A 13,067-nucleotide genomic window follows, 5' to 3' on the forward strand; every position below is an offset into this window, starting at 1 on the left:
CGCGCTCGCTGAACATTCACCGGATCGTTTGTGCACCAACAGCATCGAGCCCGATGCCACTCAGGTCGGCAGCGGCGAAGGCGGTCGGCGTAGGGAACAGGTAGGCCAGTCCGAACTCCCCGAGCCCGGCAACCGGCGTGCCGTAGGTGGTGACCAGATCCTCCAGGAGCTCGGCTCGGTCCGCCATGAGGCCGCGCACAGCGGCCTCGAATGGATCCCACGGATCGCCCGCGAGCAGCCGCTGCACCCGGGCCACCAGATGGATCAGCCCTTCGATACGCGGTAGGTGCACGACGAGCCGGGCGGCATCCATTGTGGCCCTGCTGATTTCGATCACGCCCGGATCGCCGTCCAGCGTGACCGTTCGCCGATAGTCGGCGGCCGTGGCGCTCTCGATGCCGCCGATCGCATCGCGGGCCAACTGCGCCAACCGTCGATCGATATCGGTGCCCTCGATCAACGGGACTCGAAGGGCGAGACCGCCGTCCGCGATGAGACGATCCGCGCGCCGCCGCCGTTTGCGCAACTCGACGGGGGTTGCCCGAAACGTCGTGACCATCACGCGATTGAACTGGCGCAGACTCCCGAATCCGGCGGCGAAGGCGATATCGGTGACCGACAGGTCGGTATCGTCCAATAGCCGTCGGGCGAAATGCGCACGCCGTGAGCGGGCCAGTTGATCCGGTGTCGCACCGACCTGCTCATCGAACATTCGGCGCAGATGACGTTGCGAAACCGCCAGCCGCGCGGCGAGTTCGGCCTCACTGCCGTCGTCCAGCGCTCCGGCGGCAATGAGATCGACAGCGCGACAGACCAATTCGGATCCGCTGGCGATCCGTCGATCACCCCGATACGGGCGACAGCGATGGCAGGCCCGAAAGCCCGCCGCCTCGGCCCCCGCCGCCGAGGTGAACGTGACGACATTCTCCGAGCGCGGACGTCCCGGGCAGGGCGGCAAGCAGTAGATGCCGGTCGTGATGACGCCCTCGAACGATCCCATTACCCGAGTCTGCACGCGGCGATCGACACTGACCAGACATATTCGGACACAGCTGCGTCCGAATATGGCGTGAGCGGCGACCGCGGTCCACCCAGGATTGGCCGAATGGACACACCGACGAGCAAAGATCTGATCATCCGAGCCTGGCGCACATTCGCGACACAGGATCCGGCCCGCATTGCCGAGGTATTCACCCCGGACGCCGAATGGCTCGCACCACCACGCAATGCCACCGCCCGCGCCCTCGACGGCACCCACCACCTCGTCGGCAGGGATCGCATCGTGCGCTTCCTCGCCACCGAGTTTCCGACCGTATTCGTGGCCGACCGGAGCGTCGAATTCACCGCCATCACCGCCGAGGGCACAACGGTCGTCGTCGAAGAGCGGATGCGGGCGACGCTGATGAACGGCAATCACTACGACAACGACTACTGCTTCATCTTCGAACTCCGCGACGGCCTGATCCACCGCGTGCGCGAGTACATGGACACCCGTCGCGCCGAAGAAATGTTCACCGTCACCGCTCGCTGACGCGCACAGCCTGTTCGACAGACCCGGGCCGCATCCGGTGGCCACGGCGGTGCGGACGAATCCGCGCCTCAGGTGACCTCCGGTCCGGATCGGCCGATCCGGACCGGAGGCAGCTCACTTGACGCCGATCGGCTTACCGAAGAACGAGGCGAAGGTCTCGCCGAAGGTGGACTTCAACAACTCCAGGCCATTGGGGTCCAGGGCCAACCAGCCGACATCGGTGGTGCTGCAACCCTGTTGCGCCGGAACACCATTGAGCCGGTCGCGCAGCCAGAGCAGGGCGGGTGCGGTACCCGAGACCTCGGTGACCGCGTGCTCGGCGAAATGTTCCCGGATGTACTGCACACTCGCGGACGGGTTTTGGCAGTAGGTGTCGACCAGGGCATTGACCTGGCCGACCGGAATGATCTCATCCGGATTGCCCTGCCAGATGTACATCGGCATATCGGGTACCGATTTGCCCATTCGGGTCTTATCGAGCACATCCACGACCGCCGGGTGCTGGATCGGATCGCCCGGCACCCGGATCATGCCCTCGAGGTTCAGGAATGGCAGTAGCGGCGTCACATACTGCACGCACAGCCCGCCCTGGACGGTCGACAGCGTCCGGCCGAGCAGATCGATATTGGCATCGATGAATCGGGCGAAATCCGGATATTCGCGCGTGAGTCCGTTGACGGCGGCCAGAATCAGCCCGGAGGTGAGCTGATTGTTGGCGGTATGCAGTGTCACGCCCAGATCCGCGGGCACACCGCCCTCGGCCGCGCCGACGATATTGAGTTCTGGTGCGTAGCTCTGCTTCAGCTCGGCCGCGTGCCCGGTGGCAATGGCACCTCCGGAGTACCCGTAGATACCGATCCGGGTATCCGGCGCGAGCCGCAGCTGCTCGAGGTTGCGCGCCGCGCGGATGCCGTCGAGGGTGATCCGCCCGGCCAGCGGTCCGGCCGCGTAGGCGTTGTTCGGTCCCTCATGATCGGGAACGACGACCGCCCAGCCCTGCTGCACCGCACCCTGGGCGATGACCCACTCCGCGGGCGCGACGATCTGCCCGACGAACGGACTGACCGAAAACTGTTGCAGCGCATAGGAAGGCGCGCAGTACCCGGCCAGCGAGTCCTCGGCGATCTGCATCGAGACGAGCTTGTCCGGGGCCGAGCCGCGCGGCTTCGCCACCGTCGCGACGGCCGCGATCGGCTCGTCCCGACTGTTATTCGAGCGATAGGAGACCTGCCAGGCATCGACATTCACCGGTATCAGCCCGAAATTGGCGAGATTCACCTGCCGCGCCGCGATGATCTCGCCCGGCGCCTTGCTCGCCACCAACTCCGCGGACGGCTGGTAGAAACCCGGATCCAATTCGGGCGGCAGCGGAACCGGTGCCGCGGGGTGCACCGCGACCGGATCTTGTGGTGGTTCGGCAACCGTGACCGCGGTCGTCGCGAGCAGTGCGATGGCCGTGATCCCGGCCGAGAACATGATTCGCCGGGCGCGACCCGCCAACGGATTGATCAACTTTCAGCCCCTTCGCTACTGTGAGACCACCCCGTCTCACATAGGTGGGACTATCGCACAAACGTGATGCAGGTCGCAACAAGCCCGTGCTGCGGCCCCGATCACGGGCCGGAAATCCGGCGATTTCACGACTCGCCGTGCCGAGCGGCGTCATATGCCGTAGCTTTTTCGATCAACACCGAACCGGCCAGTAGGTGCCGGACAGCTTGCAGGGAAGCGCCGAGGAATATGCAAGATCGGAACGAACCGGTCTCGACGGTTTTGTATTACATCTTCTTGCTCTTCTACAGCGCCCAGGATGCGCTGGGCAGAGCCATCATCATGGGCTGACCGAACACCCGCCGAATCCGCCATAGCGTCGGCGCATCGGGCCGGGCGGGCCGATTACCCGCTCGGCTACCGTGGTGCGGTGACCATCGTGGATAGGCAGTACGGCGGCCGCGCAGTCAGTGAGCGAAAGGCCGAGCGACGGCAGCGGTTCCTCGACGCCGCCATCCGGACCTTCGCCGAGCGCGGCTATGCGAACTGCTCACTGGCCGATGTGTGCACCGCGGCCGGACTGTCCAAGCGACAGTTCTATGAGGAGTTCCAGACCAGGGAGGACGTCCTCATCGCGTCCTACGACTACATCCAGGACCAGTCCGCGGCCGTCGTCGGACAGGCCGTCGCGGCACTGGGGCCGGGCACGGATATCGCGGACGGGCTCACCGCGGTGCTGACCGCGTTCATCGGTTCCATCAGTTCCGACCCCTACCGGGCCAAGGTCGCCTTCGTCGAGGTGGTCGGTGTCAGCGAGCGCATGGAACACCATCGTCGCGAGCGCCGCCATGCCTGGGCGGCGGCCATCGAGGCCCTGCTCATCACGATCGCGGGTCCGGATATCCGCGTCCGCGGCGGAATCACCTGGGCGGCAAGCGCACTCATCGGCGCGATCAACGGTGTCGCGCACGAGTGGATTCTCGCGGACCCGCGCCCGCCGATCACCCAGTTGGTCGAGGTGCTGGCCCCCATCGCGACTTCGCTGATCATCACTGAGACATAGCTCATAGCACGGCATCATCGAGACTCGAGCCATAGCGCAGCACCCCGGAGCAGACGTAGGTTCGGCCTATGCAGCTCGGTCAACCCAGTCGCACCGCACTCGCCACCGCCTACGCTCGCGCCTACCACCAGATCGCGAGCGAGCCGCGAATCTTCACCGATCCCCTGGCCATCCGCATCGCGGATGTCACCCCCGACCAACTGGCCGACCTCGATGCCGCGACCATGGCGCAGGGCGACACCGATGGCGCGATGCGCCGCCGACGCCGCATGTTCCTGGCGGCCCGCGCCCGCTTCGCCGAGGAGACCATTGCCGACGCCGTGGCGGCGGGCACCCGGCAGGTAGTGGTGCTCGGGGCCGGGCTGGATACCTTCGCCTATCGCAATCCGCACCCGGATGTGCGGGTATTCGAGGTCGACCATCCCGATACCCAGGTATGGAAACGCGAGCGGCTGGAGACGGCGGGCATCGAGATCCCGGCGTCGCTGACCTTCGCCCCTGTCGACTTCGAAAGCCAAACGCTCGCAGCGGGATTGGCCGCCGCGAGCTTCGACCGCAATCGGCCGGCCGTGTTCATCTGGCTCGGCGTCGTCATGTATCTGACCCAGGAGACGATCCTGGACACCCTGCGTTTCGTCGCGGGCCAGGCGACGCCGGTGCAGGTGGTATTCGACTACCTCTACCCCGCTTCGGCTTCCAGGTCCGAGGATGCGGTACTGCGCGCGGCGCGGGCCGAGCGGGTGGCCGCCGTCGGCGAGCCGTGGCTCAGCTTCTTCACCGCCGAGGAGATCGAAGATCTGCTGCGGGAGACGGGATTCGACCAGGTCGACGACTACGAAGCGCCGAAACTCATCGCTGGGTACCTGGGCATTCCCCCGCAACCGTCGTCCACCGTTCCGTCACACGTGCTGCGTGCCACCCGAACCGCGTAGGCCGGGTCAGCAGCCGAGTTGGTCGGCGAGATCGAGGAAGTCGCTGGCGTTGATGTCGAAGTCGTCGTCATAGGAGACGTCCACATCGCCATCGGCGCCGAACTCGAGTGGTCGGGCGACGAAGGCGGTCCGGAAGCCGAGGGCGCCCGCGGCCCGAATGTCGTACTTGTGGCTGGCGACCATCATGATCTCGGCTGGTTCCAGCCCCAGAAACCGTGCGGCCATGCGATACACCGTGGGGTCGGGCTTGAACGCGCCCGCCATCTCCGCGGTGAATACCGCATCCCAGGGCAGCGCGGCCCGCTTCGAAATGTTCACCACGGCGGCGACATCCGCGTTCGACAATGTCGCGATCGTGAATTTGCTTGCGAGCCTGGTCAATCCGGCGACGACATCGGGCCAAGGTTCGAGGCGCTGCCAGGCGAAGGTGAGATCGGCGCGTTGTTCGGGCGACAGGTCGATGTCGTAATCACCCAGTAGGCCGTCCAATGCCGTGGCGTAGACCGAATGCACAGTGACCCAGTTGTCCCGGTCGGGCTCGGCCTTGCGCAGTGCTGCGAAGTACTCGGCACGCCAATGATCGACGAAGCCGGGCCAATCGATGTCCCGGTATCGCTCGCCGCCGATGCGGCGCGCTTGCGCACAGACCGTCGAATGGAAATCCGTCGCCGTCCCCTGTACATCGAAGAGCAATGCCCGCAGCACGATCCGCACCTTTCCGCCTGAATGCGATTCGACCTTAGCGTCAATTCCGCTGGACGAGCAGGTAGCTGCGCTGACTCGGATGTTCGGTGCCCGGATGCGGCGCACGGTCCAGGCGCGCCGCGGGAACCAGACCGGCCGCCACCAGGGGCCTCGGATTCCGTGGACGGGTCGAGGTAGCGGAAGGTGAGATCGACCTCATGGCCCCACCAGTCGGTGAGCGTCTTGGCGCCACCGACCGGAACATCCGCATCGCTGGTATGAAATGCGATGAGCGCGTGGCCACCCGGGCGCAGTACCCGAGCGAACTCCGCGTAGGCCGCGGCGCGCTGGGACTCATCCAGGTGGATGACCGCATACAGGCAGACCAACCCCGCCAGCGATTGCGACCGCACCGGCAGCGCGGTCATATCGGCCGCACAGACCGGCACCGAGGTGGTCCGCCGCGCCGCCGCGCACATCGCGGGCGAGAGATCCATCCCGATCGCCCGCACACCCCGCGCCGCGAGGTACGCGGCGATATGCGCTGGACCGCAGCCGATATCGGCGATCACCCCTTCGCCTACGAGTTCGGCGAAAACATCCAACAGCCCCCGGTCCAACGGCTTGTGCCGCAGCTCGTCCCGGAGTTCGTCGGCATAGTGGTCGGCCACTTTGTCATAGCTGTATCGGGTGCCGATCATCGAATCAGCGTAGTTCGGTGCCGAACCCCGCGCCGCCGTTGGACGCACCGCGCCCGGCCGACCGTCGGCCGCTGCGACGACCACCGAAACCAGGAACCTGCCCGACATCCGTCTCGGACTCACCGCACTCGAAACACCGTTGACCGCCACGGCCCGCACCGCGGCGACCAACGAAACCAGAGAACCCACCCGACATCCGTCTCGGATTCACCGACCCGAAGCGCCGTCTACCGCCCCGGCCGCAGCCCTTCAACCGGAGGACCGGAGCGCGCCCAACATCCGGTTGCCGCACCACCGAAGCCGCCGATAACGAGATCCCGAGCACGCCTCGGCATCCAGATTCCCGCGGATTTCAGCGCACCCGGAAGATGGTCAGCCGCCAGCCGGTTGAACGGGTGCAGGCGATGCGGGCGGCGATGGCGAAGTGTTGGCGGCCGCGGTCGTAAGCCGCGAATACCTCCGCCGTCGAGGCGTCGACCATCATCAGGTTCGCCCGGTACAGCACCGCGGCACCGAGGGTGCGGCCGGGTGCGAGGTCGGCTCGGACCAGGGTCCGCACGGCGGCGACCACCGCGGGCGTGGCGATGCTGGTGAGTTGGGCGACCGGCCGTCGATGATCCAGAATCTCGAGCGCCAGCCGCAGCGCCCGTTCCACGAATCGCTGTGCCGCCGAATCGACTTCGACAACCGGCGGTAACGCGCAATGCCCACCGCTGAGCGCGCGCCGCAGTCCCGCCGGGCCGGACCGTCCCGTCTGATCATGCCGACCCGGAATCGGCGTGCGGCACGGTGCCGCGCGCGGCGGATGTTCGGGTTGCACACGCCCACCCGGCCGGTAGGGCAATAGCGGCGGCTCCGTCCTCGGCGCATAAGAAAGCCCCGACGGATGTCTCTCCACGCAGCACCCCCAATGAGTTCGAACCACAACCCCCGAGCTCGGACCGCGACAGCATGCCACGGATATCCCCGCAGGTAAACCACCCAAGCGACCGCTCTGGCACCGATAGGTGCCGCTCGAACAAGATCAGCCGGAACTGGTGGCGGAGGCGATGCCGCCTGGTCGCGATACCCGGGTGCGAGCCGGGTTCAGACCAAGTCGATCGAGTCGAGGAAGCGTTCGGCAAGTTCCGCATCGCCGGTGATGGCTACATCGTGGAATCGCCAGCGCGTTCGGGTTGTCGCCCAGGATGGAAAATCCGTCGCAGCACAGGTGATCTGCGCCGCCGTCCGGTCATCGGAACCACCGGCGACCGCGCGCAGCCGTCCGCGCCCGATCGGTTCGAGTCGCCAGGTGCCGCCGCCGGTTCCGGTCAGCGTCAACCCGATCGGCCGGTCGAGCCAGATCCGGTGGTTCGCACCGAAGTCGGCCAATAGAGCCAGCATCCACTCCAGTATCAATCTCATACGGTCCGCGTCGGTGGCGGGGATCTCTTTGTCGAGTGCGGGGGCGATGTCGTGGCGCAGGTGCGTGTGGAAGTCGAAGGTCAGGATCGACGGCAGCAAACGCAGTGGATGGGAACCGAGCTCGCCGATCGGTATACGGATCGATCCGAGCGGCCACGGCTGGGTCGCGCGGGCCGCGATGGCGATCCGCGAACTCCATGTCGCGAATTCCCCGACCACCCGATCGATCTCCCAGTCGGCGCGGCGGGCGACGAAATCGTCGTTGAGCCGCTCGATATTCCGGGAGCGCATCACCTTGACCACGTCCGGACCGAAGTTCAGGTGGCACTCCGACCCGAGATGTGCGATCACATCGCGCACCCGCCAGCCCGCGGCTCGGCTCGGTGCCGCCCATTCCGCTGGCGTCAGCTGGGCACAGAAGGCCAGAACGGCGTCACGCTCGCGACGGAACGCGGCGATGTGGTCGGTCATCCCCTGATACTGCCAACTGAGCCGAACCACTGTCACCGATAGGCCGAATCGGCGCGTTGATCGGTCAGCCGCTGGTGATGCGGGCCAGGGTCTGCAACGGATCGGTCAGGACATCCGCGAAGGCCAATTCGGCGGCCCCGACCAGTGGAGCGTCATCGGCGAGGGCCGAGGTGCGCAGGCGCACCCGCTCGCGGACGGCGAGCAGTCCGTTCACCGCCAGCCTGCTGCGGACCTGGGCCGCGGAGGCGAGGTAGATCTCGCGCAGCACACCGCCGAAGACGACCATGGTCGGATTGAAGATATTGACCAGATTGGCGACGCCATAGCCGAGCCAATCGCCGATCCGGTGCAACGCGTCTCGGGCCGTGGCATCTCCGCGGGCCGCGGCCTCCACGATCGCCTCGACCGCCGCACGGCCGGTCAGATCGGTCCGCCCGGCGGCGGCGATCAACGCGAGTTCACCCGCCTCGGCCTCCAGACAGCCATATGACCCACAGGTACAGGCCCGCCCGCCCGGATTGACGATCATATGCCCGACCTCGCCGCCGTAGCCGCCCTCACCGCCGAGCAACTTGCCGCCCATAATGATTCCGCCGCCGATGCCGACCTCGCCGTGCAGGTAGATCATGTCCGCGACACCGACGCCGACGCCGCGTTCACGTTCGGCGAGCGCGCCGAGATTGGCATTGTTGCCGACGGCGACGCGCAGACCGAGGCGTTCGGACAGCCGCGCCCCGACCGGCACATCGACCCAGCCGATATTCGGACCGTATCGGACGACGCCGTCCTCCTCGCGCACCATGCCGCAGAACGCGACTCCCACACCGACGCACACGGTCTCGGGTCCAGCCTCGCGAATCATGTCTTCCGCGATGGCGGCCAAGGCGGTGATCACGTCATGGGGATCGAATGTGCCACTGGGACGTGGCGTCTCCCGCCGCGCGAGAATCACCCCACCCAGCCCGACCCGCGCGACCGCGAGCCGGTCCGCGCCGACGTCCAGCGCCAACCCGTAGACCCGGTCCGATTCGGGCCGCACCACCAACGATGGCCGCCCCGCCTTGCCCGTCTGCCCCGGCAGTTCCTCGCTCACCAGACCCGCCGCGGCGAGGTCGGCGGTCAACGCCAGAATGGTGCTGCGATTGAGCCCCATTCGCTCGGCGAGCACCGCCCGCGACACCGGACCGCTCAGGTGGACATGGCGCAGCAGCACGGCGAGGTTCTGCCGCCGGATCTCGTCCGGGGAAGGCGCAGCTCTCATTCGGGCGAACCTCCTCCCGGTCAATCGGTCAACTTCCTGGCAACGCACGCTTGCGCGACAGCGCGTCCACCCCGGCTGCCAACAGCAGCACGAATCCTGTCACAACGAATTTGGTGCCCGCGCTATAGCCCATCAGGCCCATCCCGTTATTGATCACCGCGACCACCGCCGCGCCGAGCACCGCGTCCAGCATCCGGCCGCGCCCACCGAACAGGCTGGTGCCGCCGATCACCGCGGCTCCGACAGCGGTCAGCAACACATCGCTGCCGCCGGTATTCGGGTCGACGGAGTTGGCGCGCGAGGCCGCGATCAACCCGCCGACGGCGGCCATTGTCGAACACAGCACGAATGCGCTGATCTTGATCCGATCGACCGGAATGCCCGCGCGCCGAGCCGCTTCGGTGCTGCCGCCGACCGCGTAGATATGTCTGCCGAACGAGGTCCGGTTGAGCACGAACGTCCACAGCAGCAGCAGCGCCACGATCAACGGCACCACGATCGGCATACCCTTGAGCGAGTTGATGGCCGGATTGCGGCTGCGCTCGTCATTGAGGATCAGCACCGCCGCGCCCGCGACAATGGCGACCGCCGCGATCCGCAGCGCGATGACCGGGATCGTCTCGCCGGTGAGCCCGAGTTTGGTGCGCGCCCGCAGTTTTCGGTATTGGATCGCCGCGAATCCCGCCAGCAGTACCGCGTACATGACCCAGCCGAGCAATGGCGGCACATTCTTGTTCGCGATCGCGACGATCGTCTCATCGCGAATCGAGATATTGCGCCCATTGTCCATGATCTTGAGTGCGATGCCCTGCAATGCCAGGAACGCCGCCAATGTCACCACGAACGATGGGATTCCGATCTTCACCACGATCGTCCCGATGGTCAGCCCGATCGCGACGCCGGTGAGCAACGAGACCAGAACCGCGGCGTACCAGGGCCATCCCTTATCGGTGAGCAATACCGCGAGCACCGCCGCACACACTCCGCTGGTGAATCCGGCCGACAGATCGATCTCACCGAGCAGCAGCACGAAGATCAGTCCCATGGCGATCACCGCGATGGCCGCGCCCTGGGTGAACAGATTCGCGAAATTGCCCTGCGTCATGAAGACCGGCCGCGCGATCCAGAAGACCACCGTCAGCACCGCCAGCGCGATAATCGAGGGCAGCGCACCCATATTGCCGCTGCGCACCCGCCCGACATACGAGTTGACCAGCTCGGCAACCGGCGAGGACGTGGCCTCGAACTTATCCGTAGCCACCGCGGCTGTGCCCATTGTTCGCTCACTCATGACTTCACTCCACTTCCGAGACCGAGACTTCCACTGCGGCCAGCGGTGATCAGTTCGACGACCTGCGCGTGCGTCACGTCGGAAGTTCGCACCTGGGCGGCCATTCGGCCGAGATAGAGCGCGGCGACCCGATCGGACACCGCGAATACGTCATTCATGTTGTGCGAGATCAACACCACCGCAAGACCTTTGTCGGCCAGCGTGCGCACCAGCTCGAGCACCTGCTGGGTCTGCGCGACACCGAGCGCGGCCGTGGGCTCGTCGAGGATCACCACCTTGCTGTTCCACAGCACGGCTTTCGCGATCGCGACCGTCTGCCGCTGTCCGCCCGACAGACTCGACACCTGCTGGCGCACCGACTTCACGGTGCGAACCGATAGACCCGCCAGGGTCTTTCCAGCCAACTCCTCCATGCCGTATTCGTCGAGCACGATGCCGTGCTTCTTCTCGCGGCCGAGGAACATGTTCTGCACGATGTCGAGGTTGTCGCAGAGCGCAAGGTCCTGGTAGACGATCTCGATGCCGAGATCGGCCGCGTCCCTCGGGTTGTGCACGTGCACCGGCGTGCCCTCGAACAGGAACTGTCCCGCATCGATGGGATGGGTGCCGCCGATGCATTTGACGAGGGTCGACTTGCCGGCGCCGTTATCGCCGACCAGTGCCGTCACCTCACCCGAGTACGCGGAGAACGCGACATCGTGCAGGACGTGCACGGGGCCGAAACTCTTTTCTATCCCCCGTAATTCGATGACCGCTGTATCGGGCATAGGTACTGCTCCTGACGTGTGGGGCGGCCCTTCCGCGATCCCCTCATACAACCGCGGAAGGGCACCCGCCCCGTTGATCATGAAAATGTCGGTCGTTCCCGCGCACCGCCGCGGCCGCGGGAACGACCGGGCTATCAGCGAACCCCGTTATCGGTGCACAACTTGGCGAACTCGCCGGTGCACAGCTCGGCCTTCGTGACATAGCCGTCGGCCACCACGTCGTTGACGTTGTCCTTGTAGATCGCCTTCGGTTCCAGCAGCACCGCGGGCACTTTCGCCTTCGCCTCCGGATCGTCGACGGTGCTGTTCGCCTCGCCCTTCTCCCCCTTGGCCAGCGCGATCGCCAGCTTCGCGCCCGCATCGGCCTCGAGCTTGATGGCCTTGTAGACGGTCATGCACTGATCGCCCGCGAGCACGTTCTGCAGGCCCTGGACGGTGGCGTCCTGGCCGGTCACCGGCACCTGACTGTTCAACTTCTGCTTCTTCAGCACCGCGATCGCGGCATTGCCGAGACCGTCGTTGGCCGCGACCACGCCACCGAGATTCGGTGTGCCGGTGAGCATCTGCTCGAAGATGGTGCCCGCCTTGGTGTTATCCCACTCCGGCACCGCCTGATCCGGGCCCTTCACGTATTCACCCGAATCGAACTTCGGCTTCAGGGCACTGTCGTAACCGTTCTTGAACAGCGTCGCGTTGTTATCGGTCGGTCCGCCGTTGAGGTAGGCGACGACCGGGTTGACCGCCTTCTTATCGGTGAGGCACTTGGCCAGCCCGTCCCCCATCAGCTTGCCGACCTTCACATTGTCGAACGACACGTAGAACGGCGCCCCACCGCCGAGCGTCAGTCTGTCGTAATCGATTACGGTCACGCCCTGCGACTTCGCCTTCTGGATCACGGCCTTGCCGGTCCCACTGTCGAGGTTGGTGATCATCAGCACCGTGGCCCCGTTGGTGATCATCTGATCCGCGATGGTCTGGAAGGCGTTCTTATCCCCCTGCGCGTTCTGGATATCCGCCTTGATCCCCGCCGCGTCGAACGCCGCCTGCAGATACTTCCGATCCGCCGTCTCCCACCGCGCGGAGGTCTTGCTGTCCGGCAGGATCACGCCGATCTTGGCGCCCCCACCACCGGCGTCCTTATTGTCGTCCCCGCAGGCAGTGAGCGAGGTGAGAAGCGCAACCGATACGGCCGCGATGCCGAGGATCCCCTTACGCATGAGGGCGAGCCTTTCGTCGAACCACCACCCGAACAGGCCGGGCGGTCGAGCAAGAGCGAATGTTGTTCGACACAACATATTCGAGTGTGACGCGGCGCACAACAGATTCGCGAAGATATTTGTTGTTTGCCATAACAATCCGGGCACGGCTGGCGAATGCTCGTCCGCACCAGCACCGCGCGGACCCGACGACCATCCAGGCCAGCGTCAACCGCACCCCGGAACCGCGCACTGCGCAGCGAACCGCCGCAGGT

Annotated in this window: 12 protein-coding genes and 1 pseudogene; 3 read left to right on the top strand and 10 right to left on the bottom strand. The window is 66.0% G+C overall.

Annotated elements, in window-relative coordinates; translation table 11 throughout:
• Positions 1 to 16 precede the first annotated feature (16 nt).
• Positions 17 to 1,000 (bottom strand): helix-turn-helix domain-containing protein, encoded by a 984-nt coding sequence (locus ACQP0C_RS34570; RefSeq protein WP_433726917.1) that lies wholly within the window; start codon positions 998 to 1,000, stop codon positions 17 to 19.
• A 105-nt stretch (positions 1,001 to 1,105) separates the two neighbouring features.
• Between ACQP0C_RS34570 and ACQP0C_RS34575 the strand changes: the two genes are divergently transcribed.
• A complete protein-coding gene (locus ACQP0C_RS34575; RefSeq protein WP_433726919.1) occupies positions 1,106 to 1,531 on the top strand; it encodes a nuclear transport factor 2 family protein in 426 nt (141 codons plus the stop codon).
• Positions 1,532 to 1,645: 114 nt separating this feature from the next.
• Here the strand turns inward: ACQP0C_RS34575 and ACQP0C_RS34580 are convergent, their stop codons facing one another.
• Positions 1,646 to 3,007, bottom strand: coding sequence for a lipase family protein (locus tag ACQP0C_RS34580; protein WP_433734731.1), 1,362 nt, complete (start codon positions 3,005 to 3,007; stop codon positions 1,646 to 1,648).
• A 445-nt stretch (positions 3,008 to 3,452) separates the two neighbouring features.
• Here ACQP0C_RS34580 and ACQP0C_RS34585 point away from each other — a divergent pair, with 445 nt between their 5' ends.
• Together ACQP0C_RS34585 and ACQP0C_RS34590 are read left to right on the top strand one after the other, a co-directional pair.
• A complete protein-coding gene (locus ACQP0C_RS34585; RefSeq protein WP_433726921.1) occupies positions 3,453 to 4,085 on the top strand; it encodes a TetR/AcrR family transcriptional regulator in 633 nt (210 codons plus the stop codon).
• A 68-nt stretch (positions 4,086 to 4,153) separates the two neighbouring features.
• Entirely contained in the window at positions 4,154 to 5,017 is an 864-nt protein-coding gene (locus tag ACQP0C_RS34590) for a class I SAM-dependent methyltransferase (protein ID WP_433726923.1), read from the top strand.
• 6 nt (positions 5,018 to 5,023) lie between these two features.
• Here the strand turns inward: ACQP0C_RS34590 and ACQP0C_RS34595 are convergent, their stop codons facing one another.
• The 8 genes and pseudogenes from ACQP0C_RS34595 to ACQP0C_RS34630 form a co-directional block, all read right to left on the bottom strand.
• The gene (locus ACQP0C_RS34595) at positions 5,024 to 5,731 is read right to left on the bottom strand and encodes a haloacid dehalogenase type II (protein ID WP_433726924.1); all 708 of its coding nucleotides are present in this window, start codon (positions 5,729 to 5,731) and stop codon (positions 5,024 to 5,026) included.
• Positions 5,732 to 5,934: 203 nt separating this feature from the next.
• Positions 5,935 to 6,510: pseudogene (locus ACQP0C_RS34600) on the bottom strand (class I SAM-dependent methyltransferase); the annotation flags it as partial.
• 244 nt (positions 6,511 to 6,754) lie between these two features.
• Positions 6,755 to 7,222, bottom strand: a complete 468-nt coding sequence (locus tag ACQP0C_RS34605) for an Rv3235 family protein (RefSeq protein WP_433726925.1) — start codon at positions 7,220 to 7,222, stop codon at positions 6,755 to 6,757.
• A gap of 266 nt (positions 7,223 to 7,488) precedes the next feature.
• Positions 7,489 to 8,277 (bottom strand): maleylpyruvate isomerase N-terminal domain-containing protein, encoded by a 789-nt coding sequence (locus tag ACQP0C_RS34610; RefSeq protein ID WP_433726927.1) that lies wholly within the window; start codon positions 8,275 to 8,277, stop codon positions 7,489 to 7,491.
• A 64-nt stretch (positions 8,278 to 8,341) separates the two neighbouring features.
• Positions 8,342 to 9,538 (bottom strand): ROK family protein, encoded by a 1,197-nt coding sequence (locus ACQP0C_RS34615; RefSeq protein WP_433726929.1) that lies wholly within the window; start codon positions 9,536 to 9,538, stop codon positions 8,342 to 8,344.
• 28 nt (positions 9,539 to 9,566) lie between these two features.
• A complete protein-coding gene (locus tag ACQP0C_RS34620; protein ID WP_433726931.1) occupies positions 9,567 to 10,829 on the bottom strand; it encodes a sugar ABC transporter permease in 1,263 nt (420 codons plus the stop codon).
• Positions 10,826 to 11,596: an ATP-binding cassette domain-containing protein gene (locus ACQP0C_RS34625; RefSeq protein ID WP_433726933.1), complete on the bottom strand. Its 771-nt coding sequence runs from the start codon at positions 11,594 to 11,596 to the stop codon at positions 10,826 to 10,828. Before ACQP0C_RS34625 ends, ACQP0C_RS34620 begins: the two co-directional genes overlap by 4 nt.
• Before the next feature lie 134 nt (positions 11,597 to 11,730).
• Positions 11,731 to 12,813: a sugar ABC transporter substrate-binding protein gene (locus tag ACQP0C_RS34630; RefSeq protein WP_433726935.1), complete on the bottom strand. Its 1,083-nt coding sequence runs from the start codon at positions 12,811 to 12,813 to the stop codon at positions 11,731 to 11,733.
• Positions 12,814 to 13,067: the final 254 nt, after the last annotated feature.

The organism is Nocardia sp. CA-129566 (assembly GCF_050956075.1).
Taxonomy (GTDB): Bacteria; Actinomycetota; Actinomycetes; order Mycobacteriales; family Mycobacteriaceae; genus Nocardia.

Coding starts and splice junctions, on each gene's coding strand:
- ACQP0C_RS34590 (WP_433726923.1), top strand. CDS start 4,154: ATGCAGCTCGGTCAACCCAGTCGCACCGCACTCGCCACCGCCTACGCT.
- ACQP0C_RS34630 (WP_433726935.1), bottom strand. CDS start 12,813: ATGCGTAAGGGGATCCTCGGCATCGCGGCCGTATCGGTTGCGCTTCTC.
- ACQP0C_RS34570 (WP_433726917.1), bottom strand. CDS start 1,000: ATGGGATCGTTCGAGGGCGTCATCACGACCGGCATCTACTGCTTGCCG.
- ACQP0C_RS34575 (WP_433726919.1), top strand. CDS start 1,106: ATGGACACACCGACGAGCAAAGATCTGATCATCCGAGCCTGGCGCACA.
- ACQP0C_RS34580 (WP_433734731.1), bottom strand. CDS start 3,007: ATGTTCTCGGCCGGGATCACGGCCATCGCACTGCTCGCGACGACCGCG.
- ACQP0C_RS34615 (WP_433726929.1), bottom strand. CDS start 9,538: ATGAGAGCTGCGCCTTCCCCGGACGAGATCCGGCGGCAGAACCTCGCC.
- ACQP0C_RS34610 (WP_433726927.1), bottom strand. CDS start 8,277: ATGACCGACCACATCGCCGCGTTCCGTCGCGAGCGTGACGCCGTTCTG.
- ACQP0C_RS34625 (WP_433726933.1), bottom strand. CDS start 11,596: ATGCCCGATACAGCGGTCATCGAATTACGGGGGATAGAAAAGAGTTTC.
- ACQP0C_RS34620 (WP_433726931.1), bottom strand. CDS start 10,829: ATGAGTGAGCGAACAATGGGCACAGCCGCGGTGGCTACGGATAAGTTC.